Genomic DNA, 20,563 nt, shown 5'->3' with positions numbered 1-20,563 from the left:
GAAGGGACCAACGGTTCGACAAACCGTTGTGCTACTCTGAGACCGAAATGTTAATTTTCTTGACCATGCGCGCGGGTTCCGGACGAATTAGATCGACGGAGAGCAGACCGTTCTTCAGGCCGGCTCCAAGCACCTGCATGCCGTCGGCAAGAACGAAGGTGCGCTGGAACTGGCGGGCGGCGATGCCGCGATAGAGATAATCCCGTTCACCCTGCTCCACCTGGCGGCCGCGGATCAGAAGCTGGTTCTCCTCGATGGAGACATCGAGTTCCTCCTCGCCGAAACCGGCCACCGCCAGCGTAATGCGCAGACGTTCCGGCGCGCCGCTATCGGCGCCGATGCGTTCGATATTATAGGGCGGATATCCGTCGCTCGCCTTGGAAATGCGCTCCAGCGTCTTTTCCATGGCATCGAAGCCCAGAAGCAGCGGGCTGGCGAAAGGGGTAATGCGGCTCATTTCTTTTCAAGTCCTTGATGCAAGCGACCATCCCGGACCTTAAGGGCAGCATCCGGATGCTACTAATATGGGGACAGCACTCCGGCGCTGCAAGACGCAGGCGACGTCCCTGCCCCATCCCTCAATTTTAAGGTGGTGGCGGTCGGCTGCTTGACAAAGCGCCTGCTGCCTCGCATCAAAACGTGCCGGCGCGGAATGTGCCGATTTGTGACGAGAAATGAAGAAAACGGTGCATCGGATGGCAAACGCAAGAAAGATCATCATCGACACGGATCCCGGCCAGGACGACGCGGCCGCCATCATGCTGGCCTTCGGCAGCCCCGAGGAGCTGCAGGTACTGGGGATCACCACGGTCGCCGGCAACGTGCCGCTTTCGCTCACCAGCCGCAATGCACGCATCGTCTGCGAGCTCTGCGGCCGGACGGAGACGAAGGTTTTCGCCGGCGCCGACGCGCCGATTGCCCGCAAGCTGGTGACCGCCGAACATGTGCACGGCAAGACCGGCCTCGACGGTCCTGATCTCGCCGAGCCGACGATGGCGCTGCAGCTCGGCCATTCCGTCGACTTCATCATCGAGACGCTGCGCCTGGAGCCGGAAGGCACGGTGACGCTCTGCACGCTCGGGCCGCTCACCAATATCGGCATGGCCTTGCAGAAAGCACCCGATATCGCCCCGCGCATCCGCGAACTGGTGATGATGGGCGGCGGCTTCTTCGAGGGCGGCAACATCACCCCGGCGGCCGAATTCAACATCTATGTCGACCCCGAGGCAGCCGATATCGTCTTCCGCTCGGGCGTCCCGATCGTGATGATGCCGCTCGACGTGACGCACCAATTGCTGACCCGCAAGGACCGGGTCAAGCGCATGGCCGAGATCGGCACGGCGCCGGCAAAGGCCATGGTCGAGATGCTGGAATTCTTCGAGCGGTTCGACATCGAGAAATACGGCTCCGACGGCGGGCCGCTGCATGACCCGACAGTCGTCGCCTACCTGCTGAAGCCGGAGCTTTTCAACGGCCGGGACTGCAATGTCGAGATCGAGGTTCACTCCGAACTCACCGCCGGCATGACCGTCGTCGACTGGTGGCATGTCACCGAGCGCAAGCGCAATGCGAAAGTCATGCGCCACGTCGATGCGGACGGCTTCTTCGATCTTTTGATCGAACGCTTCGCCCGCATCTGATTTTTTGGATGTCCGTCTCTTGAAGAGAGGACAACGGCAACCTCAGGCGTCCTTCTCGTCGAAGACCGAATTGGTCTCGGCTTCGGCCGGCTTCGGGCCGCCCTTGGCAACGCCGACCATGGCTGGGCGCAGCACTCGCTCGCCGATGGAAAAGCCTGCCTGCACGACCTGGACGACGGTGTTGTTCGGCACGTCGGGGTTCGGCACCTCGAACATCGCCTGATGGAAATTCGGGTCGAACTTCTGGCCGACCGGCTCCAGCTTGCGAACGCCATGGCGTTCGAGAGCCGACAGCATGGCGCGCTCGGTCATCTCCACACCCTCGATCAGCGTCGTCAGGCCGGCATCGGCCGCGTCCTTGAGCTCTGGCGGGATGGCATCCAGCGCCCGGCGCAGATTGTCCGAGACGGCAAGCATGTCGCGGGCAAAACCGGCGACGGAATAGGACTTGGCATCCTTGACCTCGCGCTCGGTGCGCCGGCGCAGATTGTCCATCTCGGCAGCAAGGCGCAGATAGCGGTCGCGCAGTTCGCCGTTTTCGGCTTTCAAAAGCTCGAGCGGGTCCGGCTGGGTGGCCTCTTCCTGCGCAATATCGTTCTCGACGTAGGCGGCAGCGTCGGCTGCGGCATCGGCCGCAGTTGCGTCAGGTCCGTTTTTCGTCGTGTCATCGGTCATGACGGTCTCCGGTTGGTGTCTTCAGATGCGCCCGATATCGAGGTTTGACCGAAAAAAATCAAGTCTGCGTGACAAAGAAGCGAAAATTCTGCGCCTGTACAGCGCCACTCTCGTCAGATGCCCAACGGACGCTGTCGAACTTTGAAGGGCTGCGACGTCAAAGCGGCATCAAAGGGGATTGCGCGAAAGGCGGGAGACGAGCTGGGCGGTGTAGTCCACCATCGGCACGATGCGGGAATAATTGAGCCGCGTCGGACCGATGACGCCGACGGCGCCGACGATACGATCGTCATCGTCACGATAGGGCGCGACGATGAGCGAGGAGCCTGACAGCGAGAAGAGCTTGTTTTCCGAACCGATGAAGATACGCACGCCCGAACCGGTTTCGGCGAGATTGAGGATCTCGATCAGGCTGTCCTTCTTTTCGAGATCGTCGAACAGCAGGCGCAGCCGGTCGAGATCCTCGGCGCCGGCGAGGCCTTCGAGCAGGTTGGCGCGGCCGCGGATGATCAGCTGCGTCGGCTTTCCCTCGTCCGGGCTGCCGGCCCAGACAGCGATGCCGCGCTCGACGAGATCACGCGACAGGGCATCGAGCTCGTGACGGACGTTATCCTTCAGCTGGCTTAATTGTTTGCGGAGCTCCGGCAGGGTCTGGCCGGACATGTGGGCATTGAGAAAATTCGCCGCCTCCGCCAGCTGCGAGGAGGTGACCCCCGCCGGCAGCTCGATGATTCGGTTTTCCACCTGATCGTGATCGCCGACGAGCACGGCCAGCGCCTTTGTCGGTTCAAGCCGGATGAACTCGACATGTTTCAGCACCGGATCGCTTTTCGAGGTGATGACCAGGCCGGCGCCGCGCGAAATGCCGGACAGCATGCGGCTTGCCTCGTTCATCATCGATTCCACCGGATTGCCGCCGCTTTCGGCCCGCACCTGCCGATCGATATTGGCGCGGTCCTCGGCGGAGAGATCACCGACCTGCATGAAGGCATCGACGAAGAAGCGCAGGCCTATCTGGGTGGGCAGCCGGCCGGCGCTGGTATGCGGCGAATAGATGAGGCCGAGATCCTCGAGATCGCTCATGACGTTGCGCACCGAGGCCGGCGACAGCGACATCGGCAGCAGGCGGGACAGATTGCGCGAACCGAGCGGCTCGCCGCTCTCCAGATAACCCTCGACGATGCGGCGAAAAATTTCCCTGGAGCGCTCGTCGAGCGCAGCAACGGCATCCGAAACCGATGTCGACCTGATGCCCATGAACCTCTCGAACCCGCGCTGATGATATTTCCCGAAAGTAAGTCAAACTCGCAGCCGTGGCAAAAGGGAATTTGCAAATGAGCGCCGCCAATCGTAGAAGCGGTCAACAAACCCCAGGAGATAAGAATGCGGCCTTCAGGCAGAAAAATCGACCAGATGCGCAAGGTCTCGTTCGAGCGCAATTTTTCCAAGCATGCGGAAGGCTCCTGCCTGGTAAAATTCGGCGATACGCATGTGCTCTGCACGGCCAGCCTCGAAGAAAAGACGCCGCCATGGCTGCGCAATTCCGGCAAGGGCTGGGTCACGGCCGAATACGGAATGCTGCCGCGGGCGACCGGTGAACGCATGAAGCGCGAGGCCGCCGCCGGCAAGCAGGGCGGCCGCACCCAGGAAATCCAGCGGCTGATCGGCCGGTCGCTACGCGCCGTCGTCGACCTGCAGGCGCTCGGCGAACGGCAGATCACGCTTGATTGCGATGTCATCCAGGCCGATGGGGGCACCCGGACGGCTTCGATCACCGGCGGCTGGATCGCCCTTTACGACTGCCTGAAATGGATGGAAAGCCGCAACATGATCAAGGTCGACCGGGTCCTGAAGGATCATGTCGCCGCCATCTCCTGCGGTATCTTCGCCAGCCAGCCGGTGATCGATCTCGATTACCTCGAAGATTCCTCGGCCGAGACCGATGCCAACTTCGTGATGACCGGCACCGGCGGGATCGTCGAGATCCAGGGCACGGCCGAAGGCACACCGTTCAGCGAGGGCGAATTCACCTCGCTGATGCAGCTTGCCAGAAACGGCATCGGCGAACTGGTCGCGCTGCAGAAGCAAGCCGTCGAAGGATGAACCCCATGCTGGAAGGCATGTTGGAAACGGCGCTCTATGCACGCGATCTCGATCAGGCCGAGACGTTCTACGAAGACGTTCTCGGACTTGAAAAGATCGCCCGCGCCGCCAACCGGCATGTCTTCTTCCGCTGCGGCCCCGGCGTTCTGCTGATCTTCAATCCTGAGGAAACGGTGAAGCCGCCGGCGCGGGATGCCCTGCAGGTGCCGCCGCACGGCACGACCGGACAGGGCCATGCCTGCTTTCGGGTGTCCGGCCGCAACATCGATGCGATGGCCGAACGGCTGAGAACGGCCGGCGTGGCGATCGAATCCGAAGTGCACTGGCCGAATGGCGGCCGCTCGATCTATTTCCGCGATCCTGAGGGCAACAGCCTGGAATGCGCGGAGGCGAAAATCTGGGGCATCGAACAGGACATCTGAATGCGCAAGCTTGAAACGAAGACCATCGTCGTCGCCAGCCACAATGCCGGCAAGATCCGCGAGATCCAGGAACTGATCGGACCGCTCGGCTTCACCGCCAGATCGGCTGCCGAGCTGAATTTCGTCGAACCGGAGGAAACCGGCACAAGTTTCGAGGAGAATGCGACGATCAAGGCGGTCGCCTCGGCCAATGCCGCCGGCATGCCGGCGCTTTCGGACGATTCCGGGCTGGTGGTCGATGCGCTTGACGGCGACCCCGGTGTCTACACCGCCAATTGGGCGGAGACATCAGACGGAACGCGCGATTTCGACATGGCGATGGCCAAGGTGGAAAAGGCACTGCAGGATGCCGGCGCGACCAAGCCGGAACAGCGTACCGCGCGTTTCGTCAGCGTGCTCTGCCTTGCCTGGCCGGACGGCCACACGGAGCTGTTTCGCGGCGAGGTGGAAGGCAGCGTCGCCTGGCCGCCGCGCGGCACCCAGGGCTTCGGCTACGATCCGGTCTTCCAGCCCGAGGGTTACGACATCACCTTCGGGGAAATGAGCAGCGAGGAAAAACACGGCTGGAGCGCCGGCAAGCCGCAGGCGCTGTCGCACCGGGCCCGCGCCTTCAAACTCTTTGTCGAAACCTGCCTGGAGGCATAGGATCACTCCGTGGACAATTTCGACACGCCAAGCCTTTCGCGCGACGCCGCGCTGCTGCCCGATACCGGCGAGCCCGGCTTCGGCGTCTATGTGCATTGGCCCTTCTGCGCGGCGAAGTGTCCCTACTGCGACTTCAACAGCCATGTGCGCCACCAGCCGGTCGATCAGGAGCGCTTTACGGCGGCCTTCCTGAAGGAGATGGCGACGGTGCGGGCGATGAGCGGGCCGAAGACGGTGACGAGCATCTTCCTCGGCGGCGGCACGCCCTCGCTGATGAAACCGGAAACGGTCTCCGCCATTCTCGACGGCATTGCGCGGCACTGGCATGTGCCAGATGGCATCGAGATCACCATGGAAGCCAATCCTTCGAGCGTCGAAGCCGAACGCTTCCGCGGCTACCGGGCGGCGGGTGTCAATCGCGTCTCGCTCGGCGTGCAGGCGCTGAACGACCGGGATCTAAAATTCCTCGGCCGGCTGCATGACGTCGCCGACGCGCTGAAGGCGATCCGGCTGGCGCGCGACATTTTTCCGCGCATGTCGTTCGATCTGATCTACGCGCGGCCGCAGCAGACGGTCGAGGAATGGGAAAAGGAGCTGAAGGAGGCGATCTCCTATGCGGTCGACCATCTTTCGCTCTATCAGCTGACCATCGAGGAAGGCACGCCCTTCTACGGCCTGCATAAGGCCGGCAAGCTAGTCGTGCCGGATGGCGAGCAATCGGCAGTGCTCTACGAGGCGACGCAGGAGATTACGGCGCGCGAAGGCATGCCCGCCTATGAGGTTTCCAATCACGCCCGGCCGGGTGCGGAAAGCCGGCATAACCTGACCTATTGGCGCTACGGCGATTATGCCGGCATCGGCCCGGGCGCCCACGGCCGGCTGACGCGTGGCCCGGAGAAGCTCGCGACGGCGACCGAGCGCAAGCCGGAAGCCTGGCTCGACATGGTCGAACGTGACGGCCACGGCATTCTCGATGAGGAACGACTCGGCTACGAGGAACAGTCCGACGAGTTGCTACTGATGGGGCTGCGGCTCAGGGAGGGCGTCGATCTTGCCCGCTGGCAACAGCTTTCCGGCCGCGACCTCGACCCGAAACGCGAGGAATTCCTGCTTGAACACAAATTCATCGAGCGGATCGGCAATTCACGCCTGCGCTGCACGCCGTCCGGCATGCTGATCCTCGATTCCGTCGTCGCCGATCTCGCCTGCTGACGCCCACGCAATGCATTGGTCCAGCGCGGCCGACATCGCGGGCCGCGCCGGAAAGCATTTCTCAGCCGTGGCCGGTGGCGCCCGCCTTGAACAGGCTGCCGGTCGGCGTCTTCAAAAACATCTCCAGCGGAATATGCTCCTGGTGCAGGAACCCGGTCGCCGGCAGCAGGCCGTCGCGGACCATTTCGATGACGGCAACAACGGAGGCCGACGTCGTCCAGGCGATCGCCGTGCGGCGTGCGCCGGCAATCTCGATCGGGTAATAGGCGCGGACGAACTCCTTGCGGCGCAGGCTGCCGTTCTCCGTGCCCTCGGCGGCGACGTGGACATAGACGACATCGTCTTCAACAGGCGGCTTGGCATTGGTCAGGATCTCGCCGGCGAGCTTGCGCTTGTCGCGCATCAGAAGCTCGTGGAAGAAGAAGTTCATCAGCTCCATATGGCCGGGATACCGCATGGTCTTGTAATCGAGATTGTCGATCTTGCCGAGCATCGTGTCGCACATCGTGCCGAGACCGCCAGACGTCGTGAAGGCTTCGAGCTTGACGCCTCCGACATAGACGGTCTCGTGCCATTCCATCGGCGAGACGAGCTTGCGCACCCCGCCCTCGATGACCTCGCAATCGTTCAGATATTCGTTGACGACGCCCTCAGGCGACCAGTTGAAGGCATAGCCGAGCAGTCCGGTCGGATGCTGCGGCAAGGCGCCGACGCGCATGCGGATCGAACGGCAGCGATCGAAGCCGTCGGCAAGGCTTGCGCCGACGATGCCGACGAAACCCGGCGCCAGGCCGCATTGCGGCGCCATCAGGCCGCGGGCGGTCTTTGATAGTTCGATGATGAAATTGGTGGTGGGAACGTCTTCGGTCAGGTCGAAATAATGAATGCCGGCCAGATGGGCGGCGCGCGCCAATTCGATGTTCAGATGGTAAGGCAGGCAGGAGAGCACCGCCTCGACATTCGACAGCAGCTCGCCGACCACCTGCGGGTCGGAAATATCGCCGGCGCGGCACTTGAAGGGAACGTCGCTCAACGGCAATTGCGCATCGACGCCGATGACCTCGAAGCCGCTTTCATGCAACAGCGTCGCCGCCAGCCGTCCGACCTTGCCCAGGCCGAGAACGGCGATCTTTTCGAAACTCATTCATTCCTCCCACGCGCCATTCGGCGCTTCTTCATCTTGTATCGTCCCTCCAATACCGCCGCCGTTTTGAGCGACAGGCACTGGGAGGCCGGAGGTATAGAATAAAAAGCTCATAAAAGAAAACGGCCGGAATCGCTTCCAGCCGCCAAAGCTTTGCGAAAATCGGGCGATTATTCGTTAATCAACCGCTTCAACAGCTCGACTTCGTGCGAAAGCTTGTTGTCGCCCGAAATCAGCTCCTCGATCTTGCGCACGGCATGCAGCACGGTCGTGTGATCGCGCCCGCCGAAACGGCGGCCGATCTCGGGGAAGGAGCGCGGCGTCAGCGTCTTCGCCAGATACATGGCGATCTGGCGCGGCTTGACGATGACGCGGGTGCGGCGGTTCGAGACCAGTTCCTGGCGCGAGACGTTGTAGTGCCTGGCGACGATGCGCTGGATGTCCTCGATGCGCACACGGCGGGGCTCGCCGGAGCCGACGAGATGCGCGAGCAGCTCGTCGACGCGCTCGATCGACAGGTTCGGCTCGAAGGAGCGCCGGAAGACCAGCTGATTGAAAGCGCCTTCGAGTTCGCGGCCGCTGGCCGTGACGTTGCGGGCGACGTGCTGGAGCAGTTCGGCCGGAATTTCCAGCGACGGATCTTCGAGCCGGGCGGCCGCCAGGCGACGCTTGAGGATTTCGAGACGCATCTCGTAATCCGGCGCGTCGAATTCGATCGCGACACCGCCCTGCAGGCGCGAGCGAACACGCGGGTCGAGCGATTCCAGCTCCCAGGGCGCCCTGTCGGCGGCGACGACCACCTGCTTGGCGCTGTCGAGCAGCATGTTGAGGAGATGGCAGAATTCGTGCTGGATCATCTTGCCCTGCAGGAACTGCATGTCGTCGATGATCAGCAGATCGATGTTGCGCAGCGAATCCTTCAGCGTCAGCGCATCATTGTCGCGGATCGCGGTGGCGAAGCGCCACATGAAATATTCGGCCGTCAGATAAACGACGCGCAGAGCCCGCGGGTTCTGCACCGCCGCATTGGCAATTGCCTGCAACAGGTGTGTCTTGCCTAGGCCGACCGTCGAATGGATGAAGAGCGGGTTGAAGCGCACGGCGCCGGAACCGGCTTCGGCGATCGTCTTCGCCGCTGCAAGCGCGACGCGGTTCGAGCTGCCTTCGACGAAGGTGTCGAAGGTGAAGCGGCTGTCGAGCGGCGAACCGAAGAGCGGCGAACCAAAGCTTGCGGGCCTTGCCGCAGCAACGGAGGAAACCGCCTGTTGGACGGCCTGGCCGGCCGGCTGGGCACTTGCGGGACGGCGCGCCTGGGGGGCAGCGACCGGCTCGGGCTGGGCCGCCTCATCGAGTGCCTTCGTGCTGCTGCGCGTTGCCGTGCGCACCAGGACTTCGATCTTCAGAATTTCCGGATCCTCGGCCTGGAACAGGCCGGTGATGAGATCGAGATAACGATTGTTGATCCACGACTTCAGGAAGGTGGTGGGAACCGAAAGGCGCACCACACTCTTCGATACCGAATGCAGCTTCAGCCTGGCGAACCAGCTGGCATAGACGTCAGGACCAACCTGGGCCTTCAAGCGCGCGCTGACGCGCTCAAACAAGATGCTGTGCTTCATTTCCGCCTTTGCTTCTCCCACGTCGAGGCGAATGGAGCCAAACGTCTGCGGTGCCACATCCCCATTGTCGGGCCCGCCCGTCGTCATCGTATTCATCTGCATAATGCCGCCTTTCAATTCCACCGGGCGGCTTCCGCTAAAATAGCCGCCCGATCATTCCCCGCTTTGGCGGGCTGACGGCATCCTCATGAAGCCGCTCACCTGCCGGTTCACTCAAACACTGCCCCCGAAGGGACCGGCACAAAATTCCGTTGCAGGAACCGCATTCATGCGGCAACCTTCATCGGCTTTCCGTGCCAGGCTGGCGGTCGATCCTCGTTTTCGACCGATCAGCCCGAACGCAATATCACTTTAACCTTCCCCGGCGGCCTCGCCTTAAACGTGTGGCCACTGAAGGCACAAAACATCCCTGCCCGTAACAGCCACGTTACGGCCCAAATCCGTCGAGTGCTTGAAAAAACGGAAGCGCAAGGCTCCGTAACAAATGGCACGCACTTATCGCCCTGCCGACGTGGCAGTTAAGACCGAGCCTCTGCAGGTGATGTCCGCGCCCCTTGTTGGAGGCCATTTAGGCAGGATCAAAAGGCAATATCAACGATGAATTTTACGCAAAATTAACAAGCGGCCATTGACTCCGCCTGCCCTTTTCGGGCGTCACACCAGCGTCAAAAAAGAATCGCTTTTGAATCAAGGAGATTCCCCGTTCGGGCTATTTTGACACGCAGGGAAAGAAAAAAAATAATAATCTTCTTGACTCCCCCCTGGTCCCGGAAGCTTGGGGCAGAGTCGCGCAGCGTGAAAGCATCCTTGCGCAAGTCTTTGTTTTTGAACAATTTTTCCTGTCATGGCGCTGACACGAAACAGTCGTGAGATTAACCATACAGGGGCTGATCGGTTGAATCGAAAAAGCCCGGTAAAATTACCGGGCTAATCATAACGAGGAAGCCGTTAATGGAAGATTACGCGGTCGCAGTGACCGAAAGAGCCTTCACACGAGCGGCCAGGCGCGAGACCTTGCGCGATGCCGTGTTGGCGTGCAGCACGCCCTTGCTGGCGGCGCGGGCAAGCTCGGGCTGAGCAGCCAGGAAAGCTTCCTTCGCCTTGGCGGCGTCACCGGATGCGATGGCCTCTTCGACCTGGCGAACGAAAGTACGAACGCGCGAGCGACGAGCCTTATTGACGTCGGTACGGCGGGCGATCTTGCGGGTCGCTTTTTTCGCCGAAGTTGTATTGGCCATGGATGCCTCTCTCAAGAATTCGAACAAACTCCGCTATTACCGCGGGCCCTGCGGCCACAAAATCCAGCAATTCGGGAGCAATCGCGGAAAACCAAACCGGCTTTCCGAACCGTGGGCGGGCATATAACTCTAAAGCCGGCCCACGTCAACGCGGATTTTCAAGCTTTGCGGCTGGAACCGCCTAAAAGCACTCAACGGTGCGTAAAAGCCGGTTTGCGCTTCTCGACGAAGGCCGCCATGCCTTCCTTCTGGTCGTCGGTGGCAAAGAGACTGTGAAACAGCCGGCGCTCGAAGCGCAAGCCCTCCTCCAGCGTCGTCTCGAATGCGCGGTTGACAGCCTCCTTGGCCATCAAGACCGAGGGGCGCGACAGCGAGGCGATCTTTTCGGCCGCCGCCAGCGCCTCGTCGATGAGACGCTCGGGCGCCACCACACGCGAAACGAGTCCCGATCGTTCGGCCTCGGCGGCATCCATCATCCGGCCGGTCAGGATGAGATCCATCGCCTTCGCCTTGCCGACGGCGCGCGTCAGCCGCTGCGAGCCGCCCATGCCGGGAATGACGCCGAGGGTGATTTCCGGCTGGCCGAACTTCGCCGTCTCCGCGGCGATGATGAAATCGCACATCATGGCAAGCTCGCAGCCGCCGCCGAGCGCAAACCCACTGACGGCGGCGATCACCGGCTTGCGCGCCTTGGCGACGTCATCCCAGCCGCTGATGAAATCACTCTTATAGATATCGGCGAACTCGAGCGGCTGCATCTCCTTGATATCGGCGCCGGCGGCAAAGGCGCGCTCGGAACCGGTGAGCACGATCGCGCCGACCGCCTCGTCGGCATGGAAGGCGGCATAGGCCTCCCTCAATTCCTTGAGGACGATGGAATTCAGCGCGTTCAGCGCCTGGGGTCGGTTCAGCGTGACGAGGCCGACATTGCCTCGGGTTTCGACGATCAGGGTCTCGTAGGCCATGCTGTTCTCCCGGTTCCGGATCTTACTTCTGGCAGGTGGCGCAATAGAAGGTGGAGCGGCCCGCCTGGACGATGCGGGCGACCGTACCGCCGCAGCCGGGCGTGCGGCAAGCCTGACCTTCGCGATCATAGACGGAGAAGGAATGCTGGAAATAGCCGAGCGATCCGTCGGTCTGGATATGATCGCGAAGCGACGATCCGCCGGCTGCGATCGCATCGGCAACGACGTCGCGGATCGAGGCAACGAGCAGGTCGAGCTGCTCTTTCGGCCGGCCGACTGCCGTCACCAGCGTGCCGGCGGCGCGGATCGGCGAAAGATGGGCGCGCCACAGCGCCTCGCAGACATAGATATTGCCGAGACCGGCAATGTTCTTCTGGTCGAGCAGCGCACTCTTCAATGGCTGCGCCTTGACCCGGAAGCGTTCGGCGAGAAAAGCTGCCCCAAGCTCGTTTCCCGTCGGCTCCGGGCCGAGATCGCGGAAAAACGGATGGGCGGCAAGATCGGCGCGCCCCACCATATCCATGAAGCCGAAACGGCGCGGGTCGTTGTAGACGACGCGGCGAGGACCGCCTTGACCTTCCAGATGAAAGACGACGTGATCGTGCTTCTCGTCCTTCGAACGGGCATGGTGGAATTCACCCGGCGCGCCGGAGATGGCACCCTGCTCAATGCGAAAAGAGCCGGACATGCCAAGATGGGAAATCAGCGTGTTGCCGTCGTCGAGATCGACCAGCAGATATTTGGCACGGCGGCCAAGGCTGACGATGGTGCGGCCGGATACCCTGTCGGCGAAAGCGTCGGGAAAGGGGAAGCGCAGATCGCCGCGGCGCAGCTCCAGCCTGGCGATGCGAGCCCCCTCCATCGCCGGCGCCAGGCCGCGTTTCACCGTTTCGACTTCTGGCAATTCCGGCATCTTAACCCATCTATATCTAACGTGTTTCAACCGACGACGATGTGCGCTATAGCGCCAGTGTGCCGCGGAGAGTGCGGCCCTGTGATAACGTCGCGCGCGGTCTTTCGCTATGGCCGCCGCGCCCGAATCTTAAGGAATGGAGCAGCCTGATGTCAGAAAGCCGCACTTCCGCCGATGGCGGCATGGAGACCTCCTACGGCTTCCGTGAGGTGTCTGACGGCGAGAAGCAGGGCCTCGTCAACCAGGTGTTCCACAAGGTCGCCAAGCGCTACGACATCATGAACGACGTCATGTCGATGGGCATGCACCGCGCCTGGAAAGATGCGATGATTTCGGCGCTGAACCCGCGCAAGGAGCCGGGCTACAAGGTGCTCGATGTCGCCGGTGGCACCGGCGACATCGCCTTCCGTATCGTCGAGGCCTCGGGCCGGCAGGCGCATGCGACCGTGCTCGACATCAACGGCTCGATGCTCGGCGTCGGCGCCGAGCGGGCGGAAAAGAAGAAGCTTTCCGGCAATCTCACCTTCGTCGAGGCGAATGCCGAGGAACTGCCTTTCGAGGCTGGCAGCTTCGACGCCTATACAATCGCCTTCGGCATCCGCAACGTGCCGCGGATCGATGCGGCGCTGTCGGAGGCCTATCGGGTGTTGAAGCGCGGCGGACGTCTGCTGGTGCTGGAATTTTCCGAAGTCGATATGCCGCTGCTCGACAAGATCTATGACGCCTGGTCGTTCAATGCCATTCCGCAATTCGGCAAGGCGATCACCGGCGAGGCCGAACCCTACCAGTATCTGGTGGAATCGATCCGCAAGTTCCCGAACCAGGAGAATTTCGCGGCAATGATCCGCCAGGCCGGTTTTTCACGCGTCAACTACACCAATTATACCGGCGGCATTGCCGCGCTGCATTCCGGCTGGAAGCTTTGAGGGAATGAGGGAAGAAAACACGAACCTCGTCCGGCGGGGTATGGCAGCATGAGCACATTCGGGGCCTATTTCCGCCTTTGGCGCGTCGGCTGGGTGCTCGTGCGTGAGGGCGTCGTGTCGGCTCTTCCGTCCGAAGGCCTGCCGCCTCCGGTCGCACTCGCCAAATCCTTCGTCACGATTTTCGAGCGCAGCAAGGCGCGGCATCAGAAGCGCAGCGACCGGTTGGCACAGGCCGTCGAACGGCTCGGTCCCTCCTATGTGAAGATCGGCCAGTTCCTGGCGACGCGGCCGGATGTCGTCGGCGTCGAATTCGCCAACGACCTGTCGCAGCTTCAGGACCGGATGGCCTTCTTTCCCTCGGCTGCCGCCAAGGCCAATATCGAAGGCTCGCTCGGGCGGCCGATCGGCGAACTCTATGCAAGCTTCGGCGAGCCGATCGCCGCTGCCTCGATCGCCCAGGTGCATCCGGCCGAGGTCGAGACATCAGAGGGCCGCAAGAAGGTCGCCGTCAAGATCGTGCGGCCGGGCGTGCGCCAGCGTTTTGCCCATGACATCGAGGCGATGTATCTCGTCGCCCGTATGCAGGAGCGTTTCCTGGCCTCCAGCCGACGGCTGCGGCCGGTCGAGGTGACGAAGACGCTGGAGCAGACGACGAAGGTGGAGATGGATCTTCGCCTGGAAGCGGCCGCCCTTTCCGAGATCGCCGAGAATACCGAAAAGGACCCGGGCTTCCGCGTCCCGAAGGTCGACTGGGAGCGCACCGGACGCGACGTCATCACCATGGAATGGATCGACGGCACGCGCATGTCCGATGTCGAGGGCCTGCGCGCCGCCGGCCACGATCTCAACCTGCTCGCCGATACGCTGATCCAGTCGTTCCTGCGCCACACGCTGCGCGACGGTTTCTTTCATGCCGACATGCATCCGGGCAATCTGTTCGTCGATGCGGGCGGCATGATCGTCGCCGTCGACATGGGCATCGTCGGACGCCTCGGTAAAAAGGAGCGGCGGTTCCTCGCCGAAATCCTCTACGGCTTCATCACCCGCGATTATATCCGCGTCGCCGAGGTGCATTTCGAGGCGGGCTATGTGCCCGGACACCACAATGTCGAGAGTTTTGCCCAGGCGATCCGGGCAATCGGCGAGCCGATCCACGGACAGCCGGCCGAGACGATCTCGATGGGCAAGCTGCTGACGCTGCTTTTCGAAGTGACCGAACTGTTCGACATGGCGACACGGCCGGAGCTGGTGATGCTGCAGAAGACCATGGTCGTGGTCGAAGGCGTGTCGCGCATGCTCAACCCGCGCTTCAACATGTGGAAGGCCTCCGAGCCCGTTGTCGGCGACTGGATCCGCACCAATCTCGGCCCGAAGCGGATCGCCACCGATATCAAGGACGGACTGAAGGCGGCGGTCAAACTCGCCGAAGCCGTGCCCGAAATCGCAGCGAAAACGGAAAAATTTCACCACCAGCTCCTGCAAATGAGCGAACATGGGCTGCGCTTCGACGCGCAGACGGCGGAGGCGATCGGCAAGGCCGAGGCGCGGCATAACCGCTCGGCCAGGATCGCGCTTTGGGTCATCGCATTGACGCTTCTCTATATTGCCTGGATGGTGAGCTGATCCGCCTGTCAAAAACATGCTGTGTTCGGCATTTAGGATATCCCATGTGACGGAAGGGCCGCTTAGTCTCACTGTTTAGGAGATATGGCACATGCAGCACGAACGCCCTGGCATCGAACTTTCCGGACGGCCGCTCGGTTTTGCCGAGATGGTGACGATCGGTGCCGGCAAGGCGACGATTTCGGCGTCGGCGACCGGCATGGCCCGCATCGCAATCGCCCGTGAGGTCGTCGAGGAGGCCATCGCCTCCGGCATGCCCGTTTATGGCGCGACGACCGGCGTCGGCGCCATGAAGGATGTGGAGTGGTCGGCCGACGAACTCGATACCTTCAACCTCGGCCTGGTGCGCGCCCATCATTTCGGCACCGGCACACCCTTTTCCTGCAATGTCGTGCGCAATGCCATGGCGATCCGCGTCAATACGGCGCTGACCGGCCAGGTCGGCTGCACGCCGGAGCTGATCCAGGCCTATATCAGGATGCTCGAGGCCGATCTCATCCCGGTCGTGCGCCGCACCGGCTCGATCGGCTGTGCGGATATCGGGTTGATGGGACAGATCGGCGCGGTGCTGACCGGCGTCGGCGAAGCGGTCTATCGCGGCAACCGGATGCAGGCGGCAGAGGCTTTCCGGGCAGCCGGGCTGGAGCCGGTGCGGATGGCGCCGCGCGACAGCCTCGCCTCGCTCAGCATCAATGCGGTGAGCTTTGCAGCGGCGGCGGAAACGACGCGCAATGCCGCCGCCTCGATCCGCATCCTGCTGGCGACGGCGATGATGGCGGCCGGCGCGCTCGGCGCGTCCCGCGATCCCTGGAAGGCGGTCCGCCATGTCGGCACGGCGCGCGAGGCGCTGATCGGCGCCTGGCTCTGCAACGCCTCCGACGATTGGAACTGGCCGGTTGCAACGCATGTTCAGGACCCGCTCAGCCTGCGGATGATCGCCCAGGTGTTCGGCGCGGTGATCGAAAACCTGCTGTCGACCGGCCACAAGATCCTTGCCGCCACCGGCCGCTCGGACGACAATCCGGTCGTCGTCGAAGGCCGGGTGATGACCTCGGGCGGGTCGCTGCCGCTCGATGTGACGATCCTGCTCGAATCGGCGGCACTCTGCATGGCGCATGCGGCGCGCAATGCCTTCAACCGCTGTGTCATTCTCGGCAACGGTCAGCGGCGCGACCTGCCGGTCAATCTCGTGCCGCCGGGGCGGATCGCCACCGGTTTCGGGCCGATCATCAAGCTTGCCGGCGAGATTTTTTCGCGCGTGCTGTCGATGTCCAATCCCGTATCGGCACAGTCGCTGGTGGTGGCGGCCGGACTGGAGGATGAGGCAGCCTTCCTGCCGCTGGTCATCGAGCGCTTCGACCGGCAGATGCGGGCGCTGAAGCGTCTCGCAGCCCTCGAGGCGCTGCTGTCTGCCCAGGCGATCGACATTCTCGGCGACGAACCGAAGGGCGTCGCCGCCATGCTCTACGAAGTGGTGCGCAAACATGCGGATTTCTATACGGTCGACCGGCCGCTGTCGGCCGAGGTGGAGGCGATCGAAGAGGAACTCGGCTCGGACGACTTCGTCTCCAGGCTGACCGAGCAAGTTCCGATCGCATCCTTCGACGATTTCTTCGCGCTCGGCTCGCTGGAGCGCATCGAGGAGCGGCTGGCCCGCCACGAGGCACCGGCACTCTGATCTCAGCTTAGGGAGGAAGCGTCATGGACTTCGATCTCGTTCTGCAGGGCACAGTGGTGCTGCCGGACCGCATTGTCGAAGCGGGTTATGTCGCCGTGCGTGACGGCCGCATTGCCGAGGTCGGCCTCGGCGTGCCGCCTGCGGCGCGCGAGCGGCATCTGCTCGGCAAAGCGCTGATCCTGCCCGGCGCGATCGACGCGCAGGTGCATTCGCTGTCCCAGAAAGACCAGGAGGATTTCATCTGGTCGACGCGCTCGGCAGCCGCCGGCGGCGTGACTGCCATCATCGACATGCCTTATGACGAGGGCGACCTCGTCTGCTCGGCAGCGGCGGTGAAACGGAAGATCGACCATGCGAGCCCGCAGGCGCGCGTCGACTTCGCGCTTTACGGCACGGTCGATCCGCAAGAAGGCGCCGCGCGGATTGCCGAGATGGTCGAAGCAGGCGTTGCGGCGTTCAAATTCTCGACCTTCGGCACAGACCCAAAGCGTTTTCCGCGCATTCCGCCGGCTCTGCTCGACGCCTGCTTTGCGGCAATCGCGCCGACGGGGCTGACGGCTGGCGTGCACAATGAGGACGACGAGGCGGTACGCACCTACATGGAGCAGGTGAAGGCGAGCGGCATCACCGACTGGCGGGCGCACGGCCTGTCGCGGCCGGCGATTACCGAACTCCTGGCGATGCACACGATCTTCGAGACGGGGGCTGCGACCAGCTGCCCGGCGCATGTGGTGCACTGCTCGCTCGGGCGCGGCTACGACATCGCGCGTTCCTATCGCCGCGACGGCTTTGCCGCGACGGTCGAATGCTGCATCCATTATCTGACGCTCGACGAAGAGAATGACGTGCAGCGCCTCGGCGGCAAGGGAAAGATCAATCCGCCGGTACGGCCGCGCGCCGAGGTGGAAAAACTCTGGCGGAAAGTGGCGAAGGGCGATGTCTGGCTGGTTTCGACCGATCACGTCAGCTGGTCGGAGAACCGCAAGACCAATCCCGACATGCTCGCCAATGCCTCCGGTGTTCCCGGTCTCGAGGTGATGGTGCCGCTTTTCATCAAAGGCGCCGTCGAACGGGGCATTCCGCTCACTTGGGCAGCCAAGCTGATGGCGGAAAACCCGGCCAAGCATTTCCGGCTCGACCATATCAAGGGGGCGCTGACCCCCGGCAAGGATGCCGATATCGTCGTGCTGGAGCCGCGGGAGAGCGTCTATGACGCCGCCGCAAGCGGCAACAACGTCGTCGGCTGGAGCCCTTATAATGGGATCCGCCTGCCCTGGACCGTTGCGGCCACATATCTGCGCGGCGAAAAGATCGCCGAGAGCGGGAAGGTGCTCGCCGAGCCCCGCACCGGACGGTTCGTGAGGCCGCTGCCGCGCCAGGTTATCGCGGGAGCCGGTGCATGAGCCGTAATCTTCCCGTCGATGCCGGCCGGATCGCTGGAGATATCGAGGCGCTGGCCGCAATCACCGAGCCGGGGCATCCGTGGACGCGGCGGGCCTTCACGCCGCTCTTTCTCGAAGGCCGGGCCTATATCGAAGCGCGGATGAAGGCGGCAAGACTGGAAACGCGGATCGATGCCGCCGGCAATCTGATCGGCCGGCGCACCGGCCGCAAACCCTGGCTCGGCACGATCATGGTCGGTTCGCATTCCGACACGGTGCCGGATGGCGGCCGCTTCGACGGCATTGCCGGGGTGATCTCGGCACTGGAGGTGGCGCGGGCACTGCACGATCAGGGCCTGGAGCTCGACCACGATCTGGAGATCGTCGATTTCCTTGCCGAGGAGGTGAGCATCTTCGGCGTATCCTGCATCGGCAGCCGGGGGATGACCGGGCAATTGCCGGAAGCCTGGCTTTCGCGCGTCAGCGACGGGCGCGAGCTTGCCGAGGGTATCGCCGAGGTGGGCGGCAGTCCAGACGTTCTGGCGCAGCAGAAGCGGCCCGATCTGGCAGGCTTTCTCGAGCTTCATATCGAACAGGGGCCGGTGCTCGAAGCCGAAAAAGCCGATATCGGCATCGTCACCGCGATCTCGGGCATCACCCGCCTGGAGATCACCGTCGAGGGGCGGGCCGACCATGCCGGCACGACGCCGATGGACCGGCGGGCGGATGCACTGGTGGCGGCCTCGCAATTGGTGCTCGACATCCGCAACGCCGCCGCCGAACTTGCCAAAACACCAGGCCACTTCGCGGCGACGGTCGGCGAGTTCCGGATCGAGCCGAATGCGGCCAATGTCGTGCCGTCGAAGGTGGTGCTGCTGATCGATGGCCGCGCGGAGATCCGCGCCGACATGGAGGCCTTCTGTCGCTGGCTCGACGGCCATGTCCAAAAGCTGGCGGACGCCTATGGCGTGACGATCAAGGCGCCGAACCGGGTGTCCGACAATCTGCCGACCCCGGGTGATGTCGGGCTGCTGTCGACGCTGGAGGCCGCCTGCGAGCGCGTCGGCGCCAAGCATCGCCGCATGGCCTCCGGCGCAGGGCACGATACGGCCTGGATCGCCAAGGTGGCGCCAGCGGCGATGATCTTCGTGCCCTGCCGGGACGGCCGCAGCCATTGCCCCGACGAATGGGCTGACAATGACGACGTCGCGCTCGGCGCCGCCGTGCTGTTCGAGGCGGTGCGCGAGATGGACAGAAATTCGAACCAGGAGAAGCCGGATGGGACGCATACTGGTTGAGAAGGACGTGGAAGCGGCCGTCAAGGGCGGCTCCGTCTATGCCGCCGGCGGCGGCGGCTGGGCCGATCACGGGCGGATGCTCGGGCTGGCGGCGGTCACCATCGGCAAGCCGGAGCTGGTCTCGATCGACGAACTGAAGGACGAGGACTGGATCGCGACGGCGGCGGCGATCGGTGCGCCGGCCTCGACTACGCCCTGGGAGATGCAGGGCATCGATTATGTCAAGGCCGTGCAGCTCCTGCAGGAGGCGCTGGGCGAAAGGCTCTCCGGGCTGATCATCGGCCAGAACGGCAAATCCTCGACGCTGAACGGCTGGCTGCCGTCGGCAATCCTCGGCACCAAGGTGGTCGACGCGGTCGGCGATATCCGTGCGCACCCCACAGGCGACATGGGCTCGATCGGCATGGCTGGCTCACCGGAGCCGATGATCCAGACCGCCGTCGGCGGCAATCGGTCCGAGAACCGCTATATCGAACTGATGGTCAAGGGCGCGACCGCGAAGATCTCGCCGGTGCTGCGCGCCGCCGCCGATCAATCCGGCGGCTTCATCGCCAGCTGCCGCAATCCGCTGAGAGCCTCCTATGTGCGCAGCCATGCCGCACTCGGCGGCATCTCGATGGCGCTTGCGCTCGGCGAGGCGATCATTGCGGCGGAGAGGAAGGGCGGATCTGATGTCATCGACGCCATCTGCAAGACGACGGGCGGGCATATCCTCGCCGAGGGCATCATCACCCGCAAGGACGTCGTCTACACCAAGGAAGCCTTCGACATCGGCACGATCACCGTCGGTCCGGGCGAAAAATCGGTGAGGCTGTACGTGATGAATGAATATATGGCGGTGGACGATGCGGATGGCATGCGGCTTGCCACCTTCCCCGCCGTCATTACTACCCTGTCAACCGAGGGCGAACCGCTCAGCGTCGGCCAGCTCAAGGAGGGCATGCATGTCTTCATCCTGCATGTTCCAAAGGAACTCATACCGCTGTCGGCAAGCGTGCTCGATCCCACAGTCTATCCCGTCGTCGAAAAGGCGATGGGGATCGAGATCGCCCGTTATGCACTGGAAACGAAGGCCTGAAC

The 20,563-nt window shown here is 63.1% G+C and carries 19 protein-coding genes; 11 read left to right on the top strand and 8 right to left on the bottom strand.

Annotated features, from left to right (window positions below; all coding sequences use genetic code 11):
• Positions 1-31: 31 nt before the first annotated feature.
• Positions 32-457, bottom strand: coding sequence for an Hsp20 family protein (locus HJB89_RS03970; RefSeq protein ID WP_207582636.1), 426 nt, complete (start codon positions 455-457; stop codon positions 32-34).
• Between the two features lie 238 nt (positions 458-695).
• Between HJB89_RS03970 and HJB89_RS03965 the strand changes: the two genes are divergently transcribed.
• Positions 696-1,640, top strand: coding sequence for a nucleoside hydrolase (locus HJB89_RS03965; protein WP_221148984.1), 945 nt, complete (start codon positions 696-698; stop codon positions 1,638-1,640).
• A 42-nt stretch (positions 1,641-1,682) separates the two neighbouring features.
• On the opposite strand, the gene grpE is transcribed toward HJB89_RS03965, so the two are convergent.
• Both grpE and hrcA read right to left on the bottom strand, forming a co-directional pair.
• Positions 1,683-2,315 (bottom strand): nucleotide exchange factor GrpE, encoded by a 633-nt coding sequence (gene grpE, locus HJB89_RS03960; protein ID WP_207582634.1) that lies wholly within the window; start codon positions 2,313-2,315, stop codon positions 1,683-1,685.
• Positions 2,316-2,483: 168 nt separating this feature from the next.
• Positions 2,484-3,572, bottom strand: coding sequence for a heat-inducible transcriptional repressor HrcA (hrcA, locus tag HJB89_RS03955; RefSeq protein WP_207582633.1), 1,089 nt, complete (start codon positions 3,570-3,572; stop codon positions 2,484-2,486).
• A gap of 126 nt (positions 3,573-3,698) precedes the next feature.
• Here hrcA and rph point away from each other — a divergent pair, with 126 nt between their 5' ends.
• The 4 genes from rph to hemW are packed head-to-tail and all read left to right on the top strand — an operon-like array spanning position 3,699 to position 6,697.
• Positions 3,699-4,418 carry a ribonuclease PH gene (gene rph, locus HJB89_RS03950; protein ID WP_007633796.1) on the top strand — a complete coding sequence of 240 codons (720 nt, stop codon included), beginning with the start codon at positions 3,699-3,701 and terminating at the stop codon, positions 4,416-4,418.
• Positions 4,415-4,840 carry a VOC family protein gene (locus HJB89_RS03945; RefSeq protein WP_207582632.1) on the top strand — a complete coding sequence of 142 codons (426 nt, stop codon included), beginning with the start codon at positions 4,415-4,417 and terminating at the stop codon, positions 4,838-4,840. The genes rph and HJB89_RS03945 overlap by 4 nt, the downstream gene beginning before the upstream one ends.
• The gene (gene rdgB / locus HJB89_RS03940; RefSeq protein WP_207582631.1) at positions 4,841-5,485 is read left to right on the top strand and encodes an RdgB/HAM1 family non-canonical purine NTP pyrophosphatase; all 645 of its coding nucleotides are present in this window, start codon (positions 4,841-4,843) and stop codon (positions 5,483-5,485) included. It abuts the gene before it with no gap.
• Between the two features lie 9 nt (positions 5,486-5,494).
• Complete coding sequence (gene hemW, locus HJB89_RS03935) at positions 5,495-6,697, top strand: radical SAM family heme chaperone HemW (RefSeq protein ID WP_221132414.1); 1,203 nt, start codon at positions 5,495-5,497, stop codon at positions 6,695-6,697.
• Between the two features lie 61 nt (positions 6,698-6,758).
• Here the strand turns inward: hemW and HJB89_RS03930 are convergent, their stop codons facing one another.
• The 5 genes from HJB89_RS03930 to mutM all read right to left on the bottom strand — a co-directional run bounded on the left by HJB89_RS03930 (position 6,759) and on the right by mutM (position 12,576).
• Positions 6,759-7,841, bottom strand: coding sequence for a saccharopine dehydrogenase family protein (locus tag HJB89_RS03930; protein ID WP_207582629.1), 1,083 nt, complete (start codon positions 7,839-7,841; stop codon positions 6,759-6,761).
• 170 nt (positions 7,842-8,011) lie between these two features.
• Positions 8,012-9,562, bottom strand: coding sequence for a chromosomal replication initiator protein DnaA (gene dnaA, locus HJB89_RS03925; protein WP_207584239.1), 1,551 nt, complete (start codon positions 9,560-9,562; stop codon positions 8,012-8,014).
• An 857-nt stretch (positions 9,563-10,419) separates the two neighbouring features.
• On the bottom strand, positions 10,420-10,698 hold the full coding sequence (gene rpsT / locus HJB89_RS03920) for a 30S ribosomal protein S20 (protein WP_003570835.1): 279 nt from the start codon (positions 10,696-10,698) through the stop codon (positions 10,420-10,422).
• A 191-nt stretch (positions 10,699-10,889) separates the two neighbouring features.
• Positions 10,890-11,663, bottom strand: coding sequence for an enoyl-CoA hydratase (locus HJB89_RS03915; protein ID WP_207582628.1), 774 nt, complete (start codon positions 11,661-11,663; stop codon positions 10,890-10,892).
• A gap of 22 nt (positions 11,664-11,685) precedes the next feature.
• Positions 11,686-12,576, bottom strand: coding sequence for a bifunctional DNA-formamidopyrimidine glycosylase/DNA-(apurinic or apyrimidinic site) lyase (mutM, locus tag HJB89_RS03910; protein ID WP_207582627.1), 891 nt, complete (start codon positions 12,574-12,576; stop codon positions 11,686-11,688).
• 149 nt (positions 12,577-12,725) lie between these two features.
• On the opposite strand from mutM, the gene ubiE reads away from it, so the two are divergent.
• The 6 genes from ubiE to HJB89_RS03880 all read left to right on the top strand — a co-directional run bounded on the left by ubiE (position 12,726) and on the right by HJB89_RS03880 (position 20,561).
• Positions 12,726-13,502, top strand: coding sequence for a bifunctional demethylmenaquinone methyltransferase/2-methoxy-6-polyprenyl-1,4-benzoquinol methylase UbiE (gene ubiE / locus HJB89_RS03905; protein ID WP_207582626.1), 777 nt, complete (start codon positions 12,726-12,728; stop codon positions 13,500-13,502).
• Positions 13,503-13,550: 48 nt separating this feature from the next.
• The gene (gene ubiB, locus HJB89_RS03900; protein WP_207582625.1) at positions 13,551-15,125 is read left to right on the top strand and encodes a 2-polyprenylphenol 6-hydroxylase; all 1,575 of its coding nucleotides are present in this window, start codon (positions 13,551-13,553) and stop codon (positions 15,123-15,125) included.
• 91 nt (positions 15,126-15,216) lie between these two features.
• The gene (locus HJB89_RS03895) at positions 15,217-16,803 is read left to right on the top strand and encodes an aromatic amino acid lyase (protein WP_164006256.1); all 1,587 of its coding nucleotides are present in this window, start codon (positions 15,217-15,219) and stop codon (positions 16,801-16,803) included.
• A gap of 23 nt (positions 16,804-16,826) precedes the next feature.
• Positions 16,827-18,206 carry a dihydroorotase family protein gene (locus tag HJB89_RS03890; RefSeq protein ID WP_221148983.1) on the top strand — a complete coding sequence of 460 codons (1,380 nt, stop codon included), beginning with the start codon at positions 16,827-16,829 and terminating at the stop codon, positions 18,204-18,206.
• Positions 18,203-19,483 (top strand): Zn-dependent hydrolase, encoded by a 1,281-nt coding sequence (locus HJB89_RS03885; protein ID WP_221148982.1) that lies wholly within the window; start codon positions 18,203-18,205, stop codon positions 19,481-19,483. Before HJB89_RS03890 ends, HJB89_RS03885 begins: the two co-directional genes overlap by 4 nt.
• Positions 19,464-20,561, top strand: a complete 1,098-nt coding sequence (locus tag HJB89_RS03880; RefSeq protein WP_221148981.1) for a DUF917 domain-containing protein — start codon at positions 19,464-19,466, stop codon at positions 20,559-20,561. The genes HJB89_RS03885 and HJB89_RS03880 overlap by 20 nt, the downstream gene beginning before the upstream one ends.
• The last annotated feature ends 2 nt before the right edge of the window (positions 20,562-20,563 follow it).

Source organism: Rhizobium sp. NZLR8, assembly GCF_019685025.1.
GTDB lineage: Bacteria > Pseudomonadota > Alphaproteobacteria > Rhizobiales > Rhizobiaceae > Rhizobium.
This window is presented reverse-complemented; position numbering and strand designations above follow the sequence as displayed.

What these genes read in the sequence shown, in the direction of transcription:
- rpsT (WP_003570835.1), bottom strand. Translation starts at nt 10,698, where the DNA reads ATGGCCAATACAACTTCGGCGAAAAAAGCGACCCGCAAGATCGCCCGC.
- HJB89_RS03930 (WP_207582629.1), bottom strand. Translation starts at nt 7,841, where the DNA reads ATGAGTTTCGAAAAGATCGCCGTTCTCGGCCTGGGCAAGGTCGGACGG.
- dnaA (WP_207584239.1), bottom strand. Translation starts at nt 9,562, where the DNA reads ATGCAGATGAATACGATGACGACGGGCGGGCCCGACAATGGGGATGTG.
- HJB89_RS03880 (WP_221148981.1), top strand. Translation starts at nt 19,464, where the DNA reads ATGGGACGCATACTGGTTGAGAAGGACGTGGAAGCGGCCGTCAAGGGC.
- rdgB (WP_207582631.1), top strand. Translation starts at nt 4,841, where the DNA reads ATGCGCAAGCTTGAAACGAAGACCATCGTCGTCGCCAGCCACAATGCC.
- HJB89_RS03965 (WP_221148984.1), top strand. Translation starts at nt 696, where the DNA reads ATGGCAAACGCAAGAAAGATCATCATCGACACGGATCCCGGCCAGGAC.
- ubiE (WP_207582626.1), top strand. Translation starts at nt 12,726, where the DNA reads ATGTCAGAAAGCCGCACTTCCGCCGATGGCGGCATGGAGACCTCCTAC.
- mutM (WP_207582627.1), bottom strand. Translation starts at nt 12,576, where the DNA reads ATGCCGGAATTGCCAGAAGTCGAAACGGTGAAACGCGGCCTGGCGCCG.
- hrcA (WP_207582633.1), bottom strand. Translation starts at nt 3,572, where the DNA reads ATGGGCATCAGGTCGACATCGGTTTCGGATGCCGTTGCTGCGCTCGAC.
- HJB89_RS03890 (WP_221148983.1), top strand. Translation starts at nt 16,827, where the DNA reads ATGGACTTCGATCTCGTTCTGCAGGGCACAGTGGTGCTGCCGGACCGC.
- HJB89_RS03915 (WP_207582628.1), bottom strand. Translation starts at nt 11,663, where the DNA reads ATGGCCTACGAGACCCTGATCGTCGAAACCCGAGGCAATGTCGGCCTC.
- HJB89_RS03885 (WP_221148982.1), top strand. Translation starts at nt 18,203, where the DNA reads ATGAGCCGTAATCTTCCCGTCGATGCCGGCCGGATCGCTGGAGATATC.
- HJB89_RS03895 (WP_164006256.1), top strand. Translation starts at nt 15,217, where the DNA reads ATGCAGCACGAACGCCCTGGCATCGAACTTTCCGGACGGCCGCTCGGT.
- HJB89_RS03945 (WP_207582632.1), top strand. Translation starts at nt 4,415, where the DNA reads ATGAACCCCATGCTGGAAGGCATGTTGGAAACGGCGCTCTATGCACGC.
- rph (WP_007633796.1), top strand. Translation starts at nt 3,699, where the DNA reads ATGCGGCCTTCAGGCAGAAAAATCGACCAGATGCGCAAGGTCTCGTTC.
- grpE (WP_207582634.1), bottom strand. Translation starts at nt 2,315, where the DNA reads ATGACCGATGACACGACGAAAAACGGACCTGACGCAACTGCGGCCGAT.
- HJB89_RS03970 (WP_207582636.1), bottom strand. Translation starts at nt 457, where the DNA reads ATGAGCCGCATTACCCCTTTCGCCAGCCCGCTGCTTCTGGGCTTCGAT.
- ubiB (WP_207582625.1), top strand. Translation starts at nt 13,551, where the DNA reads ATGAGCACATTCGGGGCCTATTTCCGCCTTTGGCGCGTCGGCTGGGTG.